The organism is Escherichia sp. HH091_1A (genome assembly GCF_030295175.1).
GTDB lineage: Bacteria > Pseudomonadota > Gammaproteobacteria > Enterobacterales > Enterobacteriaceae > Escherichia > Escherichia coli_F.
This window is the reverse complement of the sequence record NZ_AP025747.1, coordinates 5,216,767-5,241,031: the sequence shown is the minus strand read 5'-3', so window position 1 is coordinate 5,241,031 and position 24,265 is coordinate 5,216,767. Positions and strand designations below refer to the sequence as shown.

General features: G+C 46.1%; 15 protein-coding genes, 1 tRNA gene, 3 pseudogenes and 1 other annotated feature. Of the genes and pseudogenes, 14 read left to right on the top strand and 5 right to left on the bottom strand.

Annotated features, from left to right (window positions below; genetic code table 11):
* Positions 1-205: 205 nt before the first annotated feature.
* Positions 206-808 (bottom strand): type 1 fimbria switch DNA invertase FimB, encoded by a 603-nt coding sequence (gene fimB, locus QUF14_RS25840; RefSeq protein ID WP_000790590.1) that lies wholly within the window; start codon positions 806-808, stop codon positions 206-208.
* Between the two features lie 1,453 nt (positions 809-2,261).
* Here fimB and nanC point away from each other — a divergent pair.
* From nanC to QUF14_RS29100, 3 genes and pseudogenes are all read left to right on the top strand, one after another.
* Positions 2,262-2,978, top strand: a complete 717-nt coding sequence (nanC, locus tag QUF14_RS25835) for an N-acetylneuraminic acid outer membrane channel NanC (RefSeq protein WP_001295734.1) — start codon at positions 2,262-2,264, stop codon at positions 2,976-2,978.
* A 19-nt stretch (positions 2,979-2,997) separates the two neighbouring features.
* Positions 2,998-4,104 (top strand): N-acetylneuraminate epimerase, encoded by a 1,107-nt coding sequence (gene nanM, locus QUF14_RS25830; RefSeq protein ID WP_100733710.1) that lies wholly within the window; start codon positions 2,998-3,000, stop codon positions 4,102-4,104.
* Positions 4,105-4,168: 64 nt separating this feature from the next.
* Positions 4,169-4,735 (top strand): annotated as a pseudogene (locus tag QUF14_RS29100) (sialate O-acetylesterase); the annotation flags it as partial.
* Between the two features lie 332 nt (positions 4,736-5,067).
* Here the strand turns inward: QUF14_RS29100 and QUF14_RS29095 are convergent.
* Positions 5,068-5,157, bottom strand: a complete 90-nt coding sequence (locus QUF14_RS29095; RefSeq protein WP_418933331.1) for a hypothetical protein — start codon at positions 5,155-5,157, stop codon at positions 5,068-5,070.
* Positions 5,157-5,261, bottom strand: a pseudogene (locus QUF14_RS25820) (HNH endonuclease); the annotation flags it as partial. The pseudogene QUF14_RS25820 and the gene QUF14_RS29095, both read right to left, overlap by 1 nt.
* Before the next feature lie 99 nt (positions 5,262-5,360).
* Here QUF14_RS25820 and QUF14_RS25815 point away from each other — a divergent pair.
* The 11 genes and pseudogenes from QUF14_RS25815 (at position 5,361) to QUF14_RS25765 (ending at position 22,394) form a co-directional block, all read left to right on the top strand.
* The gene (locus QUF14_RS25815; RefSeq protein WP_000168552.1) at positions 5,361-6,233 is read left to right on the top strand and encodes a phosphorothioated DNA-binding restriction endonuclease; all 873 of its coding nucleotides are present in this window, start codon (positions 5,361-5,363) and stop codon (positions 6,231-6,233) included.
* A gap of 55 nt (positions 6,234-6,288) precedes the next feature.
* Positions 6,289-7,502 (top strand): IS3 family transposase gene (locus QUF14_RS25810; RefSeq protein ID WP_371829233.1). Its coding sequence is split into 2 segments (ribosomal slippage): positions 6,289-6,577 and positions 6,577-7,502, totalling 1,215 coding nucleotides; the frame shifts between segments, so codons are not numbered across the junction.
* Positions 6,570-6,686, top strand: a sequence feature (AL1L pseudoknot). (Overlaps the previous gene by 117 nt.)
* A 44-nt stretch (positions 7,503-7,546) precedes the next feature.
* Positions 7,547-9,526 (top strand): annotated as a pseudogene (locus tag QUF14_RS25805) (HsdM family class I SAM-dependent methyltransferase); the annotation flags it as partial.
* Positions 9,526-11,097: a restriction endonuclease subunit S domain-containing protein gene (locus tag QUF14_RS25800; protein WP_000190892.1), complete on the top strand. Its 1,572-nt coding sequence runs from the start codon at positions 9,526-9,528 to the stop codon at positions 11,095-11,097. The pseudogene QUF14_RS25805 and the gene QUF14_RS25800, both read left to right, overlap by 1 nt.
* A gap of 17 nt (positions 11,098-11,114) precedes the next feature.
* Entirely contained in the window at positions 11,115-12,401 is a 1,287-nt protein-coding gene (locus QUF14_RS25795; protein ID WP_100733715.1) for a hypothetical protein, read from the top strand.
* Positions 12,398-16,684, top strand: coding sequence for a hypothetical protein (locus QUF14_RS25790; protein WP_000007268.1), 4,287 nt, complete (start codon positions 12,398-12,400; stop codon positions 16,682-16,684). Before QUF14_RS25795 ends, QUF14_RS25790 begins: the two co-directional genes overlap by 4 nt.
* A gap of 10 nt (positions 16,685-16,694) precedes the next feature.
* Positions 16,695-17,543, top strand: coding sequence for a hypothetical protein (locus tag QUF14_RS25785; protein WP_000061128.1), 849 nt, complete (start codon positions 16,695-16,697; stop codon positions 17,541-17,543).
* A gap of 2 nt (positions 17,544-17,545) precedes the next feature.
* Positions 17,546-18,703 carry a hypothetical protein gene (locus tag QUF14_RS25780; RefSeq protein ID WP_001004902.1) on the top strand — a complete coding sequence of 386 codons (1,158 nt, stop codon included), beginning with the start codon at positions 17,546-17,548 and terminating at the stop codon, positions 18,701-18,703.
* Positions 18,693-20,378, top strand: coding sequence for a helicase HerA domain-containing protein (locus tag QUF14_RS25775; RefSeq protein ID WP_000323668.1), 1,686 nt, complete (start codon positions 18,693-18,695; stop codon positions 20,376-20,378). The genes QUF14_RS25780 and QUF14_RS25775 overlap by 11 nt, the downstream gene beginning before the upstream one ends.
* 7 nt (positions 20,379-20,385) lie before the next feature.
* Positions 20,386-20,928, top strand: a complete 543-nt coding sequence (locus QUF14_RS25770; protein WP_001115387.1) for a hypothetical protein — start codon at positions 20,386-20,388, stop codon at positions 20,926-20,928.
* Complete coding sequence (locus tag QUF14_RS25765) at positions 20,925-22,394, top strand: protein kinase domain-containing protein (protein ID WP_001022620.1); 1,470 nt, start codon at positions 20,925-20,927, stop codon at positions 22,392-22,394. Before QUF14_RS25770 ends, QUF14_RS25765 begins: the two co-directional genes overlap by 4 nt.
* Positions 22,395-22,595: 201 nt before the next feature.
* Here QUF14_RS25765 and QUF14_RS25760 read toward each other — a convergent pair whose 3' ends face one another.
* Both QUF14_RS25760 and QUF14_RS25755 read right to left on the bottom strand, forming a co-directional pair.
* Positions 22,596-23,861 (bottom strand): tyrosine-type recombinase/integrase, encoded by a 1,266-nt coding sequence (locus tag QUF14_RS25760; protein WP_001218328.1) that lies wholly within the window; start codon positions 23,859-23,861, stop codon positions 22,596-22,598.
* Between the two features lie 198 nt (positions 23,862-24,059).
* Positions 24,060-24,144: transfer RNA gene (locus QUF14_RS25755), tRNA-Leu, on the bottom strand.
* Positions 24,145-24,265: the final 121 nt, after the last annotated feature.

Below are 24,265 nucleotides of genomic sequence, written 5' to 3'. Positions count from 1 at the left end.
GATGTGTAAATTTATGAATGATTTTGTTTATTTATTTTGAAGAACATAAACCATTGTATTTTGTATGGATATGGTTAACTTAATGTTTATTATGATAATTAAGAATCACACTTACAATAACATCAATTAATAAATGGTTAATCATTTTTGATATATCGTAAGAATAATGTATTTTTTAACACCATCCCTGGTATCTCATCTATCTCTATAAAACTGCGTGATGCTGTCGTCCTCTGGCTCTATCCCAGATGCCGTAAAAACGCCCTGCATTGCTGGCGGTATACCAGACAGTATGACGAATATTGCGATGCCCAAGATAATCCTGGATAAGTCGTGTATCTATTCCCATATTCGCCAAAGCAAAACCACACGAATGGCGTAACATATGCGGATGAATCTCCAGTGATAACCCAGCATTACCACCAGAAGTCGAGATAATATGGTAAAACTGTTGCCGAGAAAGCGGGTTCCCCTTACGTGATAAAAATACCCACTCGCTCTCAGCATACGGATAAGAAGTACGTATACTCAACCAGTTTTTTAAAGCCTGAACTTCTTTGTTCAATAGCGGGTGCGTTGTTGAAAAGCCTTTTTTTAATCGATGGATATAGATACACTTTGCCTTAAGATCAATATCCGAAATCCTCAATCGGCAAATTTCACTCGCCCGGAAACCATGAATAAAACAAAGCAAAGTCAGACAATAATTACGTGCTGCATGAGGCCCGGTATTTGCTGCTTTAAGGAGTGACTCGATTTCACTATGGGTCAGGAAGTTCCTTTTTTTGTTATCAGCCTTATTCTTCATCGTTTTCCCTTATAATTACAGACGCGCACTAGCTGTGCTGGGTTAGCAATAATCCAACATTTTAATCCTGATTATGTTTATAAAAGCGAACGTTTGCTTAATAACTAACGTAAGTGGACCAGTTCTTCTGAGTGAACTTAAATGGAGTAGCGATAGTTACTTATAATAACTTTGCCATACAAACGCCATGCTCTTGCATGCTATGTACCTTTATATATTTATCAATGTGATACGAATCTAATAATAACCCTCATCATTAATGCAACTAATCTTATCTATATATCATGTGATATGTTCTGTAACAAGTAAAATCAACATAAAAAATTCAGCAAAATTTAATATTCGTTCAACTAGCCGTCTCACATATGACATTATTAGTCAACACCATTTGCCACAAAATGGCTATTTCATGGAACGCAGTAATTTCTTAGTGGCTATTATCATGCTAATGCTTAGGTCCCTAGCGATTATTCCTGTCTGGTTCGTCAACTCACGCCATGAGATTGTTATATTCCTTTTTATCATGGAGATATGGGGGAAAGCAGGAAACGATTTTTTCATCTACATTCGTTGGTAAATATGGCTTTGGTCACTACGTCTTAAACCTTCTTCAATCACAGCTATTCGCCGGGCGATACGGCAAACAAACTAAGTGAAGCATCATCCTGAAAACACCATCATCAACAAGCCTCTCCAGATCGACTTCAGAAGTAACCAGTTACAAGCCACAAACCAAGAAACATATTTCATGATGAGAATTATGCTCAGCCTGATGGCGGGTAAACACTTATTTTCACCAAGCTCACTGAGTTAGCTTGCAAAGCTTTCCTTGTTTAGACTCTAAATAAATTATCTATAAAACAGATAGTTAAAAGAAAATCTTTAGTTTTTGAAGACCACCGCAAGTGTTCGTCTGGCTTCACATGGCATCTTCCTCTTAGAAAAAGATCGACATATTTTGTGACACGAATTGCAAATCTGGTTTTGTTGTATGGATTGCGTGATTTTTGATCTGGTATAACAGGTATAAAGGTGCACCACGATAGTCAATGAGACTGGGCATCTCGTAATCTATGGCAAACATCACTTCAGTTCTTTCACATCGGGTGATGAAAATGCACTTCAGTCTGAAAGGAATATGAAAATGAGATCAACAGACACTCTATTTTATGACTCTGGGTAAAATGGATTGAGTAAGTGATATAGCTTACGAACATTCAAATCAATCAAACATCAGAAGAGATTTTATACTCAGGTATTTAATCTGGATCTCTGTTTATTTAAATAATGTGGAAAGAGATTTTTCACAGGAGACATTATACAAAAAATATAAAATACAGCTTTCGGTTGCCAAAGACACTATAAGCCTGGCAAAAAATATTACACAACATAAATGCTAATTGTTTATGCGGGCTTTGTATTGCTTTCTGTATCCTACAAATGAGTGAAATTTATGAAAAAGGCTAAAATACTTTCTGGCGTATTATTACTGTGCTTTTCGTCACCACTAATTTCCCAGGCTGCGACACTGGACGTACGTGGTGGATATCGTAGTGGAAGCCACGCCTATGAGACTCGACTCAAAGTCAGTGAGGGATGGCAAAATGGATGGTGGGCAAGTATGGAAAGTAATACCTGGAATACCATTCATGATAATAAAAAGGAAAATGCCGCACTCAATGATGTTCAGGTTGAAGTTAATTACGCGATTAAACTTGATGATCAATGGACGGTGCGCCCGGGAATGTTAACGCATTTTAGCAGTAACGGCACACGCTACGGACCCTACGTAAAATTGTCCTGGGACGCGACAAAAGATCTTAATTTTGGCATTCGCTATCGTTACGACTGGAAAGCTTACCGACAACAAGACTTATCCGGTGATATGTCTCGTGATAACGTTCATCGTTGGGATGGATATGTCACTTACCATATTAATAGTGATTTCACCTTCGCATGGCAAACGACGCTATACAGCAAACAAAACGATTATCGCTATGCAAACCATAAGAAATGGGCGACAGAAAATGCATTTGTTCTACAATACCATATGACGCCCGATATTACGCCATACATAGAATATGACTACCTTGACCGTCAGGGTGTTTATAACGGCAGAGATAATTTATCGGAAAACAGTTATCGCATTGGTGTGTCATTTAAACTGTAGTAGACAGGAGACAGTCACAATGAATAAAACAATAACGGCGCTTACTATCATAATGGCTTCATTTGCCGCAAACGCGGCTGTATTACCGGAAACTCCTGTGCCATTTAAAAGTGGTACCGGAGCAATTGATAACGACACTGTCTACATTGGTTTAGGTAGCGCAGGTATGGCATGGTACAAGCTGGATACACAGGCCAAAGAAAAAAAATGGATAGCGTTAGCTGCATTCCCTGGTGGGGCGAGAGATCAAGCAACCTCTGCATTTATTGATGGCAATCTGTACGTATTTGGCGGCATTGGCAAAAACAGCGAAGGCTTGACTCAGGTATTTAATGACGTACACAAATACAACCCCAAAACCAATAGCTGGGTTAAATTGATGTCGCACGCGCCGATGGGCATGGCGGGCCATGTGACTTTTGTACACAACGGCAAGGCTTATGTTACTGGCGGTGTTAACCAGAATATCTTCAATGGCTATTTTGAAGATCTCAACGAAGCTGGAAAAGATTCAACCGCTATAGATAAAATCAACGCCCACTATTTTGACAAAAAAGCAGAAGATTATTTCTTCAATAAGTTTCTGTTGTCTTTTGATCCCTCAACACAGCAATGGAGTTACGCTGGCGAATCTCCCTGGTACGGGACGGCTGGTGCAGCGGTTGTGAATAAAGGCGATAAAACCTGGCTTATTAATGGTGAAGCCAAACCAGGACTACGAACGGATGCCGTATTTGAACTTGATTTCACCGGTAATAATTTAAAATGGAATAAACTTGCTCCCGTCTCATCACCAGATGGCGTCGCTGGCGGTTTTGCAGGTATGAGCAATGACTCACTTATATTTGCCGGGGGGGCCGGATTCAAGGGGTCGCGGGAAAATTATCAGAACGGTAAGAACTATGCGCATGAAGGCCTGAAAAAATCATATAGCGCTGATATTCATCTTTGGCATAACGGGAAATGGGATAAATCTGGCGAATTATCGCAAGGTCGGGCCTACGGAGTATCATTGCCCTGGAATAATAGTTTATTAATTATTGGCGGTGAAACTACAGGCGGCAAAGCGGTGACGGATTCAGTTTTGATCTCTGTGAAGGATAATAAAGTCACAGTACAAAACTAATGCTTCAGGGCCCCAGTAAAGGGGCCCTGCTATCAATTTATCATTTCAATTACGCGAAAATTATATGAACGCAATAATATCGCCCGATTATTACTATGTTCTTACCGTTGCTGGTCAGTCTAATGCCATGGCGTATGGCGAAGGACTGCCATTACCGGACAGGGAAGATGCGCCTCATCCCAGGATTAAACAATTAGCGAGATTCGCGCATACGCATCCCGGAGGCCCCTCATGTCACTTTAACGACATTATTCCACTGACTCACTGCCCACACGATATTCAGGATATGCAGGGTTATCACCATCCTCTGGCAACGAATCATCAAACACAGTACGGCACCGTTGGCCAGGCACTGCATATTGCACGGAAATTACTGCCCTTTATTCCTGATAATGCAGGGGTTCTCATCGTTCCGTGTTGCCGTGGCGGATCGGCTTTTACTGCGGGCAGCGAAGGGACATATTCAGAACGGCACGGAGCCAGCCATGATGCTTGTCGTTGGGGAACGGATACCCCTCTATACCAGGATTTAGTCAGCAGAACGCGAGCCGCACTGGCAAAAAATCCGCATAACAAATTCCTCGGCGTATGCTGGATGCAAGGCGAATTTGACTTAATGACAAGTGACTACGCGTCACACCCTCAACACTTTAATCATATGGTTGAAGCCTTTCGTAGGGATCTAAAACAATACCATTCTCAGCTTAATAATATTACTGGCGCGCCGTGGTTTTGCGGCGATACCACCTGGTACTGGAAAGAAAGTTTCCCTCATGCGTATGAAGCTATTTATGGCAATTATCAAAATAATATTTTAGCCAATATTATTTTCATCGACTTCCAGCAACAAGGTGAAAGAGGGCTGACGAACGCGCCTGATGAAGATCCGGACGATTTAAGCACGGGATATTTCGGTTCAGCGTACCGGTCACCGGAGAACTGGACGACGGCACTGCGAAGCAGTCATTTCAGCGCGGCAGCCCGTCGGGGGATTATTTCTGACAGGTTTGTAGAAGCAATTTTGCAGTTTTGGAGCGAAAGGTGAGCGTTCATTAATTTGATTTATTCGCATCCATCAACGCTTTTAACTGCTCCGGCGTAAACGGTGGTTTGCGTCGGTGCAACATCGCATGGCAATTAGGGCACACAGGCAGCAAAAAAACAAATGAGATCAAGGTAATATATCTTCACTTGCAGGCTTGAACAGCAGAAAATTTGCGAGCATGATCGCAATTATTTCACTGCCAGGGATATCAATGGCTTCCAGTAAATCGCTACAGCAGGCAATTGCCAATATAAAAATCTGGCACAAGGGTGAACAGCGTGCGCCGCATAAGCCATTGTTATTGCTATACATATTAGCGGGATACCTGAATGGACATCCGCGCCTTTTCGATTATGGCTCGGAAATCTACGAACCTCTGCACAGTTTACTGGAACGTTTTGGTCCACAGCGTTCACAGTACCGACCTGATATGCCGTTCTGGCGATTACAAGGCGACGGTTTCTGGCAATTACACAATGCCGGGCTTTGCTCAACAGCAGGGAGCAGCCGACAACCACCAGTGAAGGAACTGACTGAATACCACGTTGCAGGCGGTTTCGATGAACAGCACTACGCCCTGGTAACTGGCAATAAAAAACTCATCAATACTCTGGCGCAACAGATACTCGAAGCGCACTTCACCGAGAGTATTCAGGAAGAAATTGCTGACGAGCTGGGTTTTGATCTCCAGCAAATCCGTAAACAGCGCGACCCGTTATTTCGCAAAAATGTATTACGCGCTTATAAATACCAGTGCGCGATATGTGGCTTTAATATGCGCCACGACGACGCCACCGTCGCGCTTGAAGCGGCGCATATAAAATGGAAACAGCACGGCGGTCCTTGTGAAATTCCTAATGGCCTGGCGCTTTGCGCAATTCACCATAAAGCCTTTGATAAAGGATCGATTGGCCTGGACGAAAATATGCGGGTACTGGTATCAGATGCGGTAAACGGCGGAGGGATCGTTGAGAGATTATTCTGGGATTTTGACGGGAAAACTATTGCGTTGCCGCAGGTGCGTAAAAATTACCCTTATGAGGTGTTTGTAGAGTGGCATCGGAAAGAGGTTTTTAGGGGGTGAGTGAACCGCCCCGGGTTTCCTGGAGACTAAACTCCCTGAGAAAGAGGTAAACAGGATGACTAAAAATACTCGTTTTTCCCCCGAAGTCCGTCAGCGGGCGATTCGTATGGTTCTGGAAAGTCAGGATGAATATGACTCACAGTGGGCGGCAATTTGTTCCATTGCCCCAAAGATTGGCTGTACGCCGGAGACTCTGCGTGTCTGGGTTCGCCAGCATGAGCGGGATACCGGGGGCGGTGATGGTGGGCTCACCAGCGCTGAACGTCAGCGTCTGAAAGAGCTGGAACGTGAAAATCGTGAACTGCGCCGCAGTAACGATATCCTTCGCCAGGCTTCCGCTTATTTTGCGAAGGCGGAGTTCGACCGCCTCTGGAAAAAATGATGCCACTGCTGGATAAGCTGCGTGAGCAGTACGGGGTCGGACCGGTATGCAGCGAACTGCATATTGCCCCGTCAACGTATTACCATTGTCAGCAACAGCGACATCATCCGGATAAACGCAGTGCCCGTGCGCAGCACGATGACTGGCTGAAGAGAGAGATACAGCGCGTATACGATGAAAATCATCAGGTGTACGGTGTGCGTAAAGTCTGGCGTCAGTTGTTACGGGAAGGAATCAGGGTGGCCAGATGTACAGTGGCGCGCCTCATGGCGGTTATGGGACTTGCCGGTGTTCTCCGGGGTAAAAAGGTCCGCACTACCGTCAGCCGGAAAACCGTTGCCACAGGTGACCGCGTAAACCGTCAGTTCGTGGCAGAACGTCCTGACCAGCTGTGGGTGGCTGATTTTACTTACGTCAGCACATGGCAGGGCTTCGTCTATGTGGCGTTTATCATTGATGTGTTTGCCGGATACATCGTGGGGTGGCGGGTCTCATCGTCTATGGAAACGACATTCGTGCTGGATGCGCTGGAGCAGGCGTTGTGGGCCCGTCGTCCGTCTGGCACCATCCATCACAGCGATAAAGGCTCTCAGTATGTGTCACTGGCCTATACGGAGCGACTAAAAGAAGCCGGATTACTGGCATCAACAGGGAGTACAGGCGACTCGTATGACAACGCGATGGCTGAGAGCATCAATGGTCTTTACAAAGCGGAGGTAATACACCGTAAGAGCTGGAAAAACCGTGCAGAAGTGGAACTGGCCACACTAACGTGGGTGGACTGGTATAACAATCGACGATTGCTGGGAAGGCTGGGCCATACTCCTCCGGCAGAAGCAGAAAAAGCTTATTATGCTTCCATCGGAAACAATGATCTGGCAGCCTGAGTTCACAGATAAAACACTCTCCAGGAAACCCGGGGCGGTTCACACCAGTCATGTTGATTGCGCTGACAGAAGGCCATTGGGAATACGCCGCTGACACTGCAAAGTTTGATGATTTAGCCTATCAGCTGTTAAGTGATATCGAAGGTGACTGGCCAGTATATGCCGTTGTGGACGATGGCTTGAACCACCGTATTTTGGCCTTGTTCGGTGCCGATGGTTCTGACGGTACCCACGGTGCAGATACCCTGCCTGGTCTGGAAGAATTACGTAGCTTTGATCGCATGGAGCGTGATCCAACCTTTCGCTGGTCGATGCGTGTTTATACACGCTTAATGCAGCGATTTGATGCCTTTCATGAAAATGTTTATCGCGTTACCAAAGACAAGGTAAACGACAAGAACGACATTATTGAGGAAGTGGCTAAACTTCTGTTTTTAGAAACTTTCCGCTTGCATCACGATGAAGACTTGACCTTTAAAGATGATGAGGGAAATACCCTGCGTTTTCGTGATGTCTTTGATTGGCAATATGTGGAGAGCCATGGCGATAAAGCCGTTGCCCAAATCAAAGCCGCCTTTGAGGAATTTAAAAACCACGAAAACTACGTTGTGATCTCAGATGATGGCTCACGTAACCCCATCTTTAGTAAAGAAACACACCTGCGGCTGTCTGTTGCGAAAAACTATCAGGATTTGCTGGAAGCAATACAAAACCTGGGGCCGGTAAAAACCAACGACGGCAAAATCGCTAAAGAACACGGCACGTTGGCTGATGTGTCAGGAGATTTACTCGGCAGAGTGTTTGATGTATTCCTACGCGCTAACTTTGAATCCAAAGGTGGCCTTGGCGTTTATTTAACACCTAACCCAGTAAAACAGGCCATGCTAGAAATTGCTATGCACGACATCGACGATGACGATGAAATGCGATCGCGCTTAGCCAATGGCGATTTTCGTTTCTGCGACCCCACCTGTGGCTCCTTTGGTTTTGGCTCGGTGGCGTTAAGCCAGATTGATAAATGGATCGATTTTAAGCTGGTGCTGGCCGACGATAAAAAAGAATCATTGAAACAGAAATTACGCGACTGTGCATTTACCGGTGCCGATGCTGCACCACGCATGGTAATGCTGGCCCGCGTGAATATGGCATTGCAAGGTGCCCCCAAAGCGCAGATTTTTTATACCGACAACTCACTCACCACTAACGCTCTGAAGCCGAATAGCTTTGACCTGATTTGCACCAACCCGCCGTTCGGTACGCCTAAATTTGATAAAGGCAAAAATGGTCAAAACTCAAAAGCCAATTACGAAGCCAATATGGAGCAAGTGCTCGGTGGTTTTCGTCCGACCAAAAAAGTCGTTGATAGCTACAACGCCTGGTATGACCACGTAAAAATGAAGTGGGAGGATATCGGTGATTTAGAGCTGGATGAAAACGGCGAGCCTAAATGGGCGGGCTATCGTACCGATTTGCGCAGAACGGGCGGGACTGATAAAAAGCCGTTTTACAGCCTGCAGCCTACAACCGCAGGGCTCGCGCTGGGCAGCAAGCCCGATAGCAAGGGCAACTGGCAACCGGTAGGTGCCACTATTGACCCAGCAGTACTTTTTATCGACCGCTGCCTGCAACTGCTTAAACCCGGTGGCCGCCTGTTAATAGTGCTGCCCGATGGTATTTTATGTAACTCCGGCGACCGTTATGTCCGCGAGTACATTATGGGGAAAAAAGACGAAAAAACTGGCGAGTTTGTTGGCGGTAAAGCCATAGTCAAAGCGGTGATCTCTCTGCCAAGTGACTGCTTTAAGCTCTCCGGTACAGGCGCCAAAACCTCGATTTTGTATTTACAAAAACGCCATGCTAACCCCAACCAACCAGAGCAATTTTTACCTGAGCCACAAACCGATGTATTTATGGCGGTGGCCGAAACTCTGGGCTACGTGGTGAAAAATAATATTGAAGACTATAACGCTGGTGTTACCAACGATCTGGATAAGATTGTATCGGCTTATAAGCGGGGGGAATGATGGCAACTATTTTTAAAAGAACACCCGAACAATTGTCTGAAAGGCGGATTGATCCTTGGCACTATCAACCGCGATTTGAAAGACAAATTAATAAGATAAAAGACAACCTAGGTGCTTTGCCCCTGGAAGCGGTAATTGATTCAAAGCGCGGGGTGGCTAGTGGCGCAACACCTTTAGGAGCAAATTATTTAGAAAAAGGCCGTGTTAAGTTTTATCGTACTTCTGAAGTTGAAGAAATGTTCTTGCAAGCTGAAGAAGCTGTTTTTATTAACGATGAAGATGATGAAAAATTAAAGCGCAGCCGATTAGTGGATGGCGACGTTTTACTTACTATTACTGGTGCAAAATTTGGTAAATCGGCTGTTGTGTCAGCTAAACATCTACCGGCCAACATTAGTCAGCACTCAGTCAGATTCAAGCCCGATCCCAAAAAAGTTGACGCCTATTTCTTGGTGGCATATTTGAATAGCAAAACCGGACAAGTAGCGATCTGGAAGGAGGCATATGGCGCAACTCGCCCTGCAATTGACTTCCCAAGTGTCCGCTCGCTAGCAGTTCCTAAAGTTTTACCTCTAGCCCAAAAATACATCGGGGATAAAGTTCGCCAAGCCGAGCAACTGCGCGTTTGGGCGAAGAGGCTCAATTCGGTTTTACAGTCACAAATTCACTCTGTATTTAAAGGTGATCCTAAGCCAGAAAAAAGAATTGGTAAGGTTATATCAATTCAACAACTATCCTCCCTGAGGCTGGAGGCTGAATACTATGGTGATTTAGAGCTTTGGGCGGAACTCGAAATTAAGAACTCTCCTTTTCCGAATAAACCACTCGGGGAGTTATCTTCAAGAATTAAAGATGGTCCTGGCGGATGGGCGGTGTCTACAAGCGACTATAGACCATCAGGCATTCCAGTTATAAGAAGTGTTAATTTAATCGACGGTCGCTGCGAATTAGAGGACTGCGTTTTTATCTCTAAGGAAAAGCATAATGATCTGAGATCGCATCAAGTAAAGCCTGGTGGTCTTTTGCTTTCTGTTCGAGGAACAATCGGCCGCGCTGCTGTATTTGACAGCGAGAAATACAGCACTGCTAGCCTGAATGCGGCGGTTGTAACTATTGACTGCAAACCAACTATAAACCCGTACTATTTAGCAGCATTTTTAAACTCAGAAGTTGGAAGGATTCAATCGAACCGAATTGCAAACGGCGCAGTTCAATTAAATATGAATTTAAAAGAAACAGCATCAAACTTAATTGTTATACCGCCTATTAATTTACAAGAAACTATCGCGGCAACTTTCCTATCCAAAAACCGAGCTATTATCTTAGCTAATTTATTAATTCAGTCCGCCAAAACCCTGGTCGAAGCCCTCATCGAAGGCCAACTGACCGAGCAACAACTAATCCAGGCTCAACAAGCCCTGGAAGATGGCGACAACAGCTTAGATCAGGCGATTTTAAGTAAACTGAGCGCTGAGGGTTATGCCATCGAAGGCGCCACACCGCTATTTAGCGATGTGGATGAGTTATACAGTTTGCTGGAAGAGGCGGCGCAAGCGGAGGCTGAAGAGTAAAGATGGAGACAAGGGGCATGGACAGCATTACAACCAGGCAAAATAACGACCCCGTAAATAGCGAAGCGGCACTTAACCTCTGCCTGCAGCTTTGGCATCAAGGCGGTTTAACCGCCAGTAAAGCAGCGTTGTTACTGGCGGCTGTGCCTGCCCTCAGGTCACTGTTACAACCAATAATACAGCCGAAAAAGAAAGACGCTGAAACGGATATCATTAGCGCCTTTAGCCTCACTGCACCATTACTTGATGCCTTTAGTGATTTAAGCCAGTCGGGTGAATGGCAATTAGCGTTGTTGGGCTTAAACCCAGATATTCGCCAACATTGGATAAATTTAGCCGCCGCTCGCTGCCAGGAAGCTGGCGCGATGAGTGACCCAATGGTATTGGTTAAACTCATTCAGCAACTGGGCAATGCCAGTGAATGGGTCTTAGCCCAGTTGGAAAACGCAGACTTCTCACCACAAATCATTGCAAGCCCATTGGCGCAAACCGAACGGGATTTACTCGGTCATAGCCTAAACGACAATGCTGCCATTCCCGCTCTATGCCGTATTTTGCGCACCAGCCATACCCTGTTTACCGTGAGCGAACAAAATGAACCACCGGCATCTATACAAGCGGTGGATGTCACCGCAAAACAACTGACAAATAACTGGTGTAGTGGGCGGTTGTTAGCACTCCCTAATACCTTGCTTGATGAACATAACCTTAAACCCAATGCCGATTGGTTATTGGTGTCCCGCTCGGGTCATGACAACATGCCGCTTACCGAGCTATTCGCCCAACAGCCCTGGTTATTTTTACTCAGTCTAATTATCTTTGTGCAAGATGCCTGGGCTGCCGAGCAACGTGGCGGTTTGTTGCTCACCTTACCTGCCGGGCAAAATGCCTTTGCCCCCGGTCAAATAAATGTGGCGGTACAGGGCATTGAAGGTGATGAGGTGAGTCTGGGTAGTTTGGCCGAGTTTCTTGTGCTTCTGCTCGGTGAGCTCAATATACCCCTCTACCCGGCACTCGATGCGAACACGGAAAGCATCAACCGCCTAAACCGCGTCCTGAGCTCATTCATTGCCGAATTGTTGGCAAAAAAAATCTGGCAATTTACCGAGGCGGGTCGTGGAGAGGCCGGCCAATATCGAATTCATACAAGCTTCAGCGATGCCTGTTATAGCCTGCCGTTAGCACCACTATTTGGCTACAAAAGCCAAACGTTACAACGGACCATTAAGCAACTGGCGCAAAACTGCTATGCCAATAAAAAACGCGCCGCCAATAGAATAAACCTTCAAGGATCGTCGTTATGAGTTTTGAATTAAACGAACAGATGGTTGATAGCCTGGCAAAACAACATCGCTGGGCGGCGACGGGTGTATCAGATTATCCACCTCGCGACCCGTTAGTGGGCCAGAGCCGCTTTTTTAAACGCTTTCAAACCTTTTTGCATACGGTGGATCACGACGATGATCGCTTTGCCCATGTGTTTGCCGTCGAAGCCGAATGGGGTCGGGGTAAATCACGTTTAGGCCATGAATTGGTCGCACAAATTAACGACTGCTCCAGGGGCTGGTTTGTCCGCGACGAACAAGGCCAACTGCACGATAAGCAGCTGTTTAATCGCGACACGCAAGACAAATACCTGGCGCTCTACATTCGCTACTCGCAAGTGGCATCAGATTATCAAAACTCGGATAACTGGTTTGCTTTTGGTTTATATCAGGCGCTATTACCACTGGCCACTCAAACCTTTGATGGATCGATTCAAAGTGAAATTGCCAAACAAGCCTATGAACGCTTAATGCCATTTGGCTTTAAATCTGAACTGTTAGCAGATGCCTTACAGCTGAACGCCAACCACAGCGAAGAAGACCTCTATACTGACCAAACGCTGGTAGTCAGTTTGGTGCAAGCCGCCTATAAAGTATTAAAGAGTTATGGCGTGCAGTATATGTTGGTGGTGCTGGATGAGCTGGAAACCGTTGCAGAAGCCGCCACCTTTGGCCTGGAAGATGAACAAGATAAACGCCTCGATGGCCAGGCCATTCGCCTGATTGGTAAAGCAATTAAAGAGGAAGACCCTCGGCGTAAACTTCCATGGTTGCGCTATGTGGCGCTGTGTTCACCACTGCTTGGCCAGCAATTGCGCGAAATTCAATCTGTCGCACGCCGCTTTGAGTTAGTAGAACTTGAGCATAATGCCTTTGCCGATGTATCAGACTATGTGGCAAGCCTCTTAAAAGACGGCAAGCTGGGTTTTAATTACCCTGCTGGTTTAGTGGAAGCTGCATACGCCATGAGTGGTGCCAACTTCGGTTGGTTTAACGTGGTCATGGCTAATGTGGATGCAGTGCTGAGCCAATACCAACAAGCAGGCCGCAGTATCAAGGATGTGGGCGATTTATTTGAAGCTGTGCTGGCAGGCTCTGGCCGCGTGGCCAGGCATGTGCTGGATAAAGGTGCGATAGAAGGCATTCAAACCCGCGACCAGGCACTATTGACCGAATGCCGTACTTTGCTATACGGCCAATTACCCGTGCGCTTAACTGAAGTGAGCCATGCAACTGAATTGCTGGCGCTGAAAAACGAAGATCTGGAACCCATAGCCGCTCATTACCGCAAACTGAGCATTGACCGCTTACAGTGCCGACAAGCCCTGGAGCAAGCCAAATTCCGCCGCGATAAAGATGAATGGTACTACCCTGCAGTAGATCAAGCGCTGAATTTAGATACTTTGCTGGATAACCTGCGTACTTTTTCAATTAAAGAACAAGCCGCAAGCGGCGATAAAGGCGCGGTATTACTACCGCTGTCCAAAGGTGAGTTTAAATATTTACTCAGCTTGCTGTATGACCACCCAGCGATTGAATTCGCTGCCGATGCCTTATGGCACAAGCTAGTGGGTGAAACTACCGAACTGGACGCCAGCGAAGCAACGCATATTGGCCCCAGTGTGGCGATGTTACTGCGCCTGGATTTGCGCTATCGCAGTGCTCAGCAAAACTCACTGATATTTAAAGATCCCGCCATGGGCGATGCACATGAACAGGCAATGAGTGAACTTAGCAAACAAAGTAGCCAGAAGCCGCTCATCAAGGCATTAGCCCGTGTAACGGGCTTTGTGAGATTACTGGATAACAACTGGACCTATGATGAAAACTTGCTGAGTAATAAAGCGGGCAGCGACGATGCACCTCTGGCCATTTTAACCGAGCCCCGTGGCCGCCAGGGTGGTTTAATTACCCTGGATGGATTTAAGCTTCACCCAGAAGGTAAAGCCTTGTTTGCCTGGGTCAGTAACCTAATTGAGCTGAACAATCTTCACACCTTTGCGGCAAACCACAGCTACCAAAATGGTCGCACGCCAGTATTAGCGTTAACCGCATCTGCACATCTCATGGAGCAATACAGCCGACTGGATGAAAGAAATGAGTTACGTGATGCGATACTGCTGCATTATATCAACCCAAGCGAAGCAGACCAGTTAGAGCGTATTGGCTTAAGTCTGGCAGCATGCCAGTTGCACGGCGTGAATTTAACTGCCGACAGCTTTACCGCGAAATTCAAAAACAAGCTGCATGCCCTGACAACCTTTGCCACGGATGCCATTCACAAGTGGCGCCAGCGTTTGCAACAGCGCGGTTTAATTGCCTGGCCGTTAAAGGTAGATGGTAAATTATCACCGAATGACCGAGACCTGTTGTTTAAAGGCTGGTATCAGCTGGCCATTGCTCACCCTGAGTTAAATGGCATTCTCGATTTACAGCAGCAACACGGCGTGCCAGTGAATGAGCTGAGCAGCTTGTTGGATAAGCTTAAGGTGCCGGGCAGCTATATTGCCAAAGGCTACACGGCCGATGAACATGCCGGGCTATTTACTGAACTTAATAATGTGCAGCGAAGCCAGGCGCAGCTCCCATTATTTTTAGCCCGTATTGCTCATCCTAATAAAAAGCACAAGTGGCAATTCGAAGGCTTTAAGCAGCAGTTTTATTTCGCCTATGTGGCTGAAACGAGTATTACTGCCAAAGGCGTGTTTAATGACTGGATGTGGTGGTGTGGAGAGCTGAACTTACTCACTTTAACCAATCCAACAGAAAAACAGGCAATTTGGGAGCACTACCCGCGCTCCCGCTTAGAAAATGCCATTAGAGAAGCGCAAAACTGGTTCCGCGGTAACGATATGGGCAGCTACGCAGCCAATGTGGAAGTCATGAGCCGCGTGTATGGTTATGCACGCATTAATGAAATGTTCGCGCCACTGGGTAAAAATAAGCTGGGGTTTGTCACCGTAGAAGCTAAAGAGCAGTTGGAAAAAGCACAATCACTATTTAACGTGCTCAAACAGCAAGAAGAACAACTGGCTGATATGGCCGAGGCCAATGACACGCAAGTACTGGCTGGGCTTATCCACAAACGTGCTGAAGTGCTGGAGCTGGTAGCAAAGGTTAAACCGCTTAATAGTTCCAGGCCTATGCTAAAAGATGCTCATATTCTCAGCTTAGAAGACAAAACGACCTCGCTTTATCAACGGATTGAACAGGCCTGTTTATTTGCCGAGTTTGTTGAGCGCAGCGCTGAGCGTATCAACAACCGACTCGCTGATTTAATCATAGATGTTGAAACAGAGTGTGCCCCGCTGACGAATTTCCCGAAACGTCTGTACACCAACACGCTGCGCACTATAGGTCATATTTTAGACGGAGCGTTAAAAGACGATACCAGCAGTGCCACTGGCCGAAAAGAGCAGCAAGCAGACAGCGATACCTTACTGCATTACCTGCGTAAACTCGATTTAGGTAGAGCGCATGACAAGCTTTCAGCCTTAGCGCAAGAAGTGGGTTTAAACCTGCACAATGATCAACAGTTGCCGATAGCGGAGATTCAGGGGCATATTTTGTCCAGCTACCGCAACTGCAAAGAACGATTTAGTAAGCTGGTTAATAACCTCACAGAGCAAAAACTACGTGCACAACAACTGCAAGAATGGCTTAGTAGCGCCACGGCTGAGTATCAGTTCACCGATGACATTGCAGAGCTACCAAAACTGGTAATGAAATTACAGCTCATTGAAGATGCTACTGCCGATCTCCCCAACGATGCCGAGAGCAAGCGTCAAAGTATGCAAAACAGTTTGCGCAATGGGCAGTTTTCATCGTTACGGGATTTACCAGAAGAGCTTTTAAAACCGGCACGCGGTCAACTTACACCGATTCAAGGCCAGCTACTTAAAATTGAAGAGCGTCTAAACCAAGTAAGACGCAACTCCATCGCGCAGGTAAACAGCTGGCTGCCGTTATTAAAACCGCTATTGGCTTCTCAAAAGCAAGCGGAACCAGCAGCGTTGACTCTGGAGGATGTGAGCAATTTGGGTGTCAGAGAACTTCAACAGGTGTGTGAAAGCACCCAGGCCAAATGGCAGAGTCAAGGTGAGCAGATATTAAAAAATACAGGCTTAACACTGGCGGATTGGCAACCGATTTATCAGGCTTTGAGCCAAAATCAGGAACCCGTGTTAACACCTGAGCAACAGAAAGGACTTGTAGACAAAGGCATTCTAAAAATGCGCCTTACCTTTGCCACTGGTTTATAGAGGTGACGCGATGAGTCTTTATTTATCTGCGGCACTGGCCAGTAATCGTAAAGGCCGTTTTTTGCAAACTGTTGCGGGGGCTACTCCCTTAACGAAGGATTGGATTAGCTCGCCGCCAGCCAGTGGTTTGTTAATAGTGCAAGCAGAAGAGTTGACTGACGCTAATACTATGCAGCACCTGTATCACTGGGCTATGCAGGCAGGTTGTGCCGCTTTGGTAATAAACCTGAAAGCTGAACAATTTACCTTATTAGCGCAATTGCCCTCCCCACTGGATTGGCAGTTAGTACCAGCTATCTTGAGGGTGCAGGAACCGGAGCTAACCGCTTTGCTAGCCAGTGAAACAGACCAGGCTATTGCTGGCTTTACTGGCAGTGCAGATCGCCACCAACACCAGGCCGGTGATGTAGTGCATACCCGCTACATACGAAAACACAGCAACAGTGGGCTATTAGCTTTTACCACGTTACCTTTGTGGTCGCTGACTTTACTCGATCATAGTGAGCTCCTGGTGAGCTGGTTGAATTGGTTTGTGGACCATGCAGGCATTGCTGAACGAATAATCGAACCTAAAGCGCCATCGACTGACTACACGCCAGATAAGCACGATCTGGTTGTATTGCTATTACTCTACGCTGGCGGTGGCATGAGCTTACAAGCGTTGTCTGAGCATAATGCGGTTAAGCTGATGTTTGATGTTAATAGCCTTGATATTGTCAAGCGGGGTGAGATGTTGCGGCAGCACGATTTTATCGACGACGCGGGCATAACAACTACAGGTAAAACATGCCTACAAACCTCGCAATATTGGGCTTATGCCCCATTACTTAGCGAGCAGCTACACACAGGAATGCTATAAGCATGAATGAGAACAAAACGATGAATTTAGCGCAATCGCTCGCCATCGATAGCCAGCTTCGCTTACCGGGAAGTGCAGGACGCTTGCTTAAACAGGTCCGTGATATTGAGCAAGTGGCGCCGCTGTTCCGTGATGCTGGCTTAGTGAAAGCGGTCCCCAAGCCCACAATTGTTAATTTACGCGTAGCCGGTATTGCGACTAAATCGTGCTTAGACAAGGTATTGGGTGGTTTTATTTATGCCAGTGCAGCAGTGCGCACAGATTTGTTAATAGATGACAATAAAGTCAGCACGGTGGGTAGCGACTCGATATCAGAACTGGATGATATTGATTTTGAAGCTCAGCGTAAACGGCTTGATTTAATTGAAATTCGTCAGGCTTATCAGTTAGTTGAGAAAAAACTTTTAAGTTATGAGCCTGGCGATTTAATTTTGCTGGATACGCCGTTGTTTTTAGCACGGGATATGGCTCCGCTGGAGCGAAATGTCCGTCATAAACAAGAGTACGAAAAAACCAGACAAGTGATAGAAACTTTTTGGCAAAACCATCGCTCCAGAATTTTTCCCTGGAATCAAAATGGTGTAGTACTTGCGAGCATTTTGGCTGAGCGCTTTAGTGCCATTGTAAGTATCGCCAAACAAGATTTACGTACCGAACAAGGCCGCAAACAAATTTTAGCATCTGATGGGTTTTCTAAAGAGTTGATGCAAAATCTGGAAGGACTGGATGAAAGTTTGGTTGGCGTGGGGGATTTGCGATTTATCAATGGCATTTTAGGCAACTATTCGCGCACCATCGCATTTCGGTTGTCTGAACAAGAAAAGCGCATTGAACCCAATATTGAAGCTAAGCAAGGTCTAATTGGTTTTCACTTCCGTAGTGCCCGAGGTGGACAGATAAAAATGGTGCAATTAGCGGGTGACGAACCAGAATGGAAAAGTGCTGATCTCGATTTAGTTGCCTCTCGCCTGATGGTGCTGGATATGCAAAACAAAGGTAATGCAATGCCGTTGCCACAATTACTTGGTTATCAACAGCTTGGTATTTTACCTAAATTTGCTACGTTTTATCGCCAGGGTTTACACCAGGCACTAAAGAATAATGATATTGAGGCAGGGTGGTTGGCAGGCCTCGATGAGGGATTGAATAATGGCTTATAAAGTTTTAGGTAAATTAGTCGGTAACACTGGTGATGCCAGTCAGTTAACTATGGTTGTGCAAGACTCGTTTTCAGTACGCCGTGGTGAGTTTGTACGCATTATGCACCAGGAACGCAAAGATGAGGGGCAAGTCGCCGTACTGGGGCGAGTGACCAAGATAAGCCGTACTAATATGCTCTATAACGCCGGCTTTGGCGATGGTGTAACCGAGCTTGAACTTTTGCCCGGTGCGAATGTAACTGGTGAGAATATGTTTGCTCAGGTCGAGCTGGTTGGTTACCGCGATCCTGTTACTCGTCAAATCAAAATTCCACGTCGCCCGCTTAACCCGGGTACCGCTGTTGAAACCGTCGATTTTCAGTTTTTGAGTGATTTTTACGAATTTAATGAACACTCCAGTTTGCACTTGGGTAACTTAGTAGGCTACGACAAAGGTGAGAATACAGTTCCTGTTTTTATTGACGTGAACAAGTTGGTCACTGAGCATTTGGCTGTTCTGGCAATGACGGGTTCAGGTAAGTCTTATACAGTTGGCCGCATTATTGAGCGTTTAGTTGCGGTTAATAACGGTACGGTAGTAGTATTTGACCCACATGGTGAATACGGTAAAGCCCTCGCTGGCGGTAATCTGCAATTCTCAAGCTTCTTAGAAGCCACTGACGATAAGCGTGATCAAGAAGCACTGCCACTGATAAAACAGACCTTTGAAAAGCTGCAGACCGCCGGTGCAGGTATTCAGGTTTACTCGCCGCAGCACGAATCTTTTAAACATAAATACGCCAGTAAGAATACGCCATTAGCGCTTCAGTTTGACCATTTTGAAATGGACGATATTGCTGAAATATTACCTGGCTTAACGGAACCGCAGCAACGAGTACTCGATGTTGCAATTCGTTATTGGCGCTCTGCAGATAAGACTGAGCCACGAGATATTAACCGCCTACGCTTCTTATTAGGTGATGGTATTGAAGAGTTAAAAGAGTGGGACGACCTTTCTGAAGCTGAGGCGAAGGCGTTATCAGGCCGTAGTGCCGCCGTCGCCTCGATGAAGCTTTCACGCGTGCTTAATGAAGCTAAAAGTTTTTACAGCGCAACAATGGCTGAGCCAACTGATATTTACAAAATGGTGGGCCGCCCGAGCAATCAACAGGGGCGTTTAGTTGTTGTTGACTTACAAGGTTTGAGTGATACCGCTAAGCAAGTCATTTGTGCACTGTTATCTAGTGAAATATTAAAAGCAGCCTCGAGCAAAACGGACCCGCTGCGCCCATGCTTTATCATTTACGAAGAGGGCCATAATTTTGCCCCGGCCGGCGGCAACGCAGTCAGTCACCGCATTATTAAAAAGATCGCCGGTGAAGGTCGTAAATTTGGTGTTGGATTTGGCATTGTGAGCCAGCGTCCATCGAAATTAGATTCAGATGTGACCTCTCAGTGCAATACGCTAATTACGATGCGCTTAAAGAACCCAGACGATCAACGATTTATAGCTAAAGCATCAGATATGGTGAGCAAAGCTGATCTGGAGGAACTCCCGAGTTTATCAACCGGTGAAGCTTTGGTGTGTGGTCGTTCAATCCCTGCACCACTGCTTGTTAAAGTTGGTAGTAAGGCATTAATTCACGGTGGTGAATCACCAGAGGTACTGCGTGTTTGGGGCTCTTTCAGTGGCTAAGGTGCCTATGCCTGAGGTTGCCTGGGTAAATGAGACATTTCCACTTTTAGCAAGCGGTAAGCTATTGGACCAGGATGTATTGGTCCACAGCCTGGGCTGTAGCGTTTGGAATACATTCGGGCATGAACAGTCATTTATGGCGGTAGTGGAATGCCCGGCTCCAGGGACAGTTGGTGCTGATATTCGTTCTGACTCGGGCTGGTTTCATAAATCTTCTGCATCGCCTGTGTGTTTAATCGAATTTGAACGCTTTGATGGTTCAGCGAAGGGGCAGCAAAAGCTGGAAGAAAAATTAAAAAACTTACTGGAAGCAGCACAGCGCTGGAATCATTGCCCCAAAACCCTGGTCCTCAGTGCCTGGAGCCAAGGCTTAGTAGGTGTACCTGATACTCAAAAACTGAAAGACATATGCCGTATGGGTTTTACTTCGTCCACGGGTACCCAAGTAATCGCCGCTCCTGATGTTGAGGTGGTATTTAGTCGCTTTTTATTTATCAAAAACCTGAACATGATTGTTTTGGACAGAATTCACTATGAGGTGTTGATGTGAATATAAAATCAGCACATTTTTTGCCAGGGACGAATAAACGCCTTGGTGACAAATACCTGTTACTTGAATGCCTTGGTGATGGCAGCCATGGCTGGGTATGGCGGGCGGAACGCCTGAAAGATGGAAAAATTGTCGCAGTAAAAATCCCTAAGGATATTACTCGGGAAGACCGTCAGCTTGCCGAAGGTAAAGAGCTTTTAAACGTCGAGCCGCACGAAAATATTGTGCAAATTTTTGATATGGGCCGTATAGATAATGAATGGTTCTATATTGAAATGGAGTATTTTCCCAGCCAAACCCTGGCGCAAAAGCTCGATGACAGGCAGCGTAATTTTGGTCAGACCTATGAACGGTTGTTCAGAATATATCGTCAAGTGCTCTGTGCTGTGCATTATTTGTCCGAACTACCAGTGCCAATATCTCATGGAGATATTAAGCCACATAACATTTTGGTTGGAGAGCGGGACCTGGTGAAGTTGACGGACTTTGGCAGCTCAGCTTTACCAGAAGAAATTTACGTTCGTACCCGAGAAAATGGCGGGACTGTGTTGTATTCGGCCCCAGAGTTCTCCAACGTCGATAGCCGTAGAGGCAGCCTGGAAGAGCTACTATTGGGCGACATCTATAGCTTAGGTGTTTTGCTATACCAGCTGCTGACAGGAAAACTGCCCCATGATACGCCAGCACAAGTTCAGCGCCACGCACCTTTCAAGCTTCCGACAGAGATTAATAGCTCTATTCACACAGACCTGGAGCAAGTGGTTCTTACCTGCTTACAAAAACGAGCGGAGGATCGCTTTTCCTCTATTTCCGACTTAATTCATGCATTTGATGCTGCTGCCACTAAGCAATTAAAAGTTGGTGCTATTGCTCCCGTTTTTCAGACTAAATCTGATCAGGACTGGTCAAGTGCGGTACTTGAGGCAATGTCCAATCAATCTTACCAAAAAGCTGCTCAGTTAGCGTCGCAGGAGTATAGCCGCAGTAAAGATCTACAAGCTTTACATCAGCAACTTATTGCCTTGTACCGCGCCAATCGCTTATTCGACTTTGAAAAAGTCGTAGAAGATAATAAAGGGATCTTGCTTGAGGGTAAATTGACTCAACCAGCGGCATTGTTCGAGTTGATAGTTAAGACAAACCTACAGTTACGCAATATCAGTCAAGCAAAATTCTGGCTGTTACAACGAAAGCAAGCTGAAGCAGAAAACGCGGCCACCATGTATTTAGAATCATCTATCCTTGGCCTTGAAGCGAAATATTCTGAAGCAAGAGTACTATTGGAGAAAGTAAACCAAACAACTCCAATGAAGTTCCATGTGTTAAGCCAACTCATTTTAGTTTGCGAGCAAATGCGTGATTACTCTGGTGCAGCGGCTTATTTGAAAGCGGCATTGCGAGTAGCACCATTGGATAACAGCATGAAAGAGAAAAAAGAATTGTATGCAAAGCTTGGAGTTATTTGATTGAAAGGATGACCATTGCGCGAACAAGGCATAGTGGATATTTAACACTTCCGTTCACATACCGGACAAAAAAATAAAGTTTTACATAACGATTTCCTTCTTGATTGAGTTAAGACAAAAGCCTCTCCCCATTAGGTCGGAGGCTTCTCAGTTATAAGCCCTTGATTAAAAAACAGTTAATATTCACACACTTAGCTAAAATTATCGAAAAGGACTATTAATCTTTGCATAGTCAAATGGAGTGATAGCCGCCATTCTATTCGCATCCAGATAATCAGCCCACCACTGCAGCATCAACATTCGCTCCCCAAGATGTTCCGCCTTATGGATATAAGCCGCCCGTACTGAGCTACGTTCCTGATGACTCATCTGCCGCTCTACTGCATCCCTCGACCACAATCCCGATTCAATCAAAGAACTACACGCCATCGTCCTGAAACCATGTCCACACACTTCCGTTTTCGTGTCATAGCCCATCACTCGCAAGGCCTTGTGAAGCGTATTCTCACTCATTGGCTTACGCGGATCGTGATCACCAACGAAGATCAGCTCACGGTTTCCACTCATGCTTTTGATTTTTTCCAGAATGGTGAGAGCTTGTCGAGATAAGGGTACAAGATGTGGAGTCCGCATCTTCGAACCACGCTGAGAATGCTTAACTCCCTCCAGTGGCTCACGTTCTCCCGGAATCGTCCACATGGCAGTATCAAAATCAACTTCTGACCAGCGAGCAAAACGCAACTCGCTTGAACGGATGAAAACTAACAATGTGAGTTCAACCGCTAGTCGGGTTAACGGCCTGCCAGAATAGTGATAGATGCGTTGAAGCAATTCAGGAATGCGGTTAAGTTCCAGAGCAGCACGATGCTGTCTTTTCGCCGTAGCAACCGCACCAGCAATCTCTTGAGCGGGGTTGTAGTCGATTAATCCACTCTGTACAGCAAAGCGTATAATCGCGGTAGTATGCTGCTGCAAACGAGCAGCGACTTCGAGACGCCCAGACGACTCCACCGCTTTGATGGGGACAAGCAGATCCCGAGTCTTCAGATCAGCAATGTTCCGCTTACCGATAGCAGCAAAGAGATTATCTTCGAGGCTTTTCAATACACGAGCGCTATGCGATGCAGACCACTTCTGATTGCTGGCGTGCCACTCTCTGGCTACCACTTCAAACGTTATCACCTCTTGCTCATGCTCTACCTTAACAGCTTTCTTGTTCTCACTAGGATCGACGCCGTTAGCTAACAACTTACGGGCTTCATCCCGGCGACCTCTGGCATCGACCAGCGAGACTTCAGGGTATTTCCCCAGCGCCAGCATCTTCTCCTTACCGCCAAAACGATAACGAAGTCGCCAGTATTTGGAGCCATTAGGGTGAACCAACAAAACCATGCCTTCACCGTCAGTAAGTTTATAGGCTTTTGCTTCCGGCTTAGCCGAACGGACCTTCACATCACTCAGAGCCATGATGAGTATCCTTTCAAGGGCCCTGTGTGGGTACAAACATAATCGAACCGGGAAATACCCGCAGTTGTACCCGCATCAGTAAGTTGATGTAGATTGAATCAGGTTGACTTAGGTTGAGTGAAAAAGCGAGGAAAGCCTTGCGGATACTGGATTTCAGGCACAAAAAAAGACGTCCGTTGACGTCTATTGATGTTCCGATGGTGCCGAAGGCCGGACTCGAACCGGCACGTATTTCTACGGTTGATTTTGAATCAACTGCGTCTACCGATTTCGCCACTTCGGCACTGAAGAGGTATGCGGAAAACGTTGTGGATTATACCTGTCGCACGCCACCATGCAAGCGCCAGCTTGCTCGCACCTCGCTAAGTGCTGAAATTTTCAGCATTGCATACAGCGATGTGCAA

Excerpts from the sequence above, each read along its gene's own strand:
- fimB (WP_000790590.1), bottom strand. The coding sequence starts at position 808 with ATGAAGAATAAGGCTGATAACAAAAAAAGGAACTTCCTGACCCATAGT.
- nanC (WP_001295734.1), top strand. The coding sequence starts at position 2,262 with ATGAAAAAGGCTAAAATACTTTCTGGCGTATTATTACTGTGCTTTTCG.
- nanM (WP_100733710.1), top strand. The coding sequence starts at position 2,998 with ATGAATAAAACAATAACGGCGCTTACTATCATAATGGCTTCATTTGCC.
- QUF14_RS29095 (WP_418933331.1), bottom strand. The coding sequence starts at position 5,157 with ATGAACGCTCACCTTTCGCTCCAAAACTGCAAAATTGCTTCTACAAAC.
- QUF14_RS25815 (WP_000168552.1), top strand. The coding sequence starts at position 5,361 with ATGGCTTCCAGTAAATCGCTACAGCAGGCAATTGCCAATATAAAAATC.
- QUF14_RS25800 (WP_000190892.1), top strand. The coding sequence starts at position 9,526 with ATGGCAACTATTTTTAAAAGAACACCCGAACAATTGTCTGAAAGGCGG.
- QUF14_RS25795 (WP_100733715.1), top strand. The coding sequence starts at position 11,115 with ATGGACAGCATTACAACCAGGCAAAATAACGACCCCGTAAATAGCGAA.
- QUF14_RS25790 (WP_000007268.1), top strand. The coding sequence starts at position 12,398 with ATGAGTTTTGAATTAAACGAACAGATGGTTGATAGCCTGGCAAAACAA.
- QUF14_RS25785 (WP_000061128.1), top strand. The coding sequence starts at position 16,695 with ATGAGTCTTTATTTATCTGCGGCACTGGCCAGTAATCGTAAAGGCCGT.
- QUF14_RS25780 (WP_001004902.1), top strand. The coding sequence starts at position 17,546 with ATGAATGAGAACAAAACGATGAATTTAGCGCAATCGCTCGCCATCGAT.
- QUF14_RS25775 (WP_000323668.1), top strand. The coding sequence starts at position 18,693 with ATGGCTTATAAAGTTTTAGGTAAATTAGTCGGTAACACTGGTGATGCC.
- QUF14_RS25770 (WP_001115387.1), top strand. The coding sequence starts at position 20,386 with ATGCCTGAGGTTGCCTGGGTAAATGAGACATTTCCACTTTTAGCAAGC.
- QUF14_RS25760 (WP_001218328.1), bottom strand. The coding sequence starts at position 23,861 with ATGGCTCTGAGTGATGTGAAGGTCCGTTCGGCTAAGCCGGAAGCAAAA.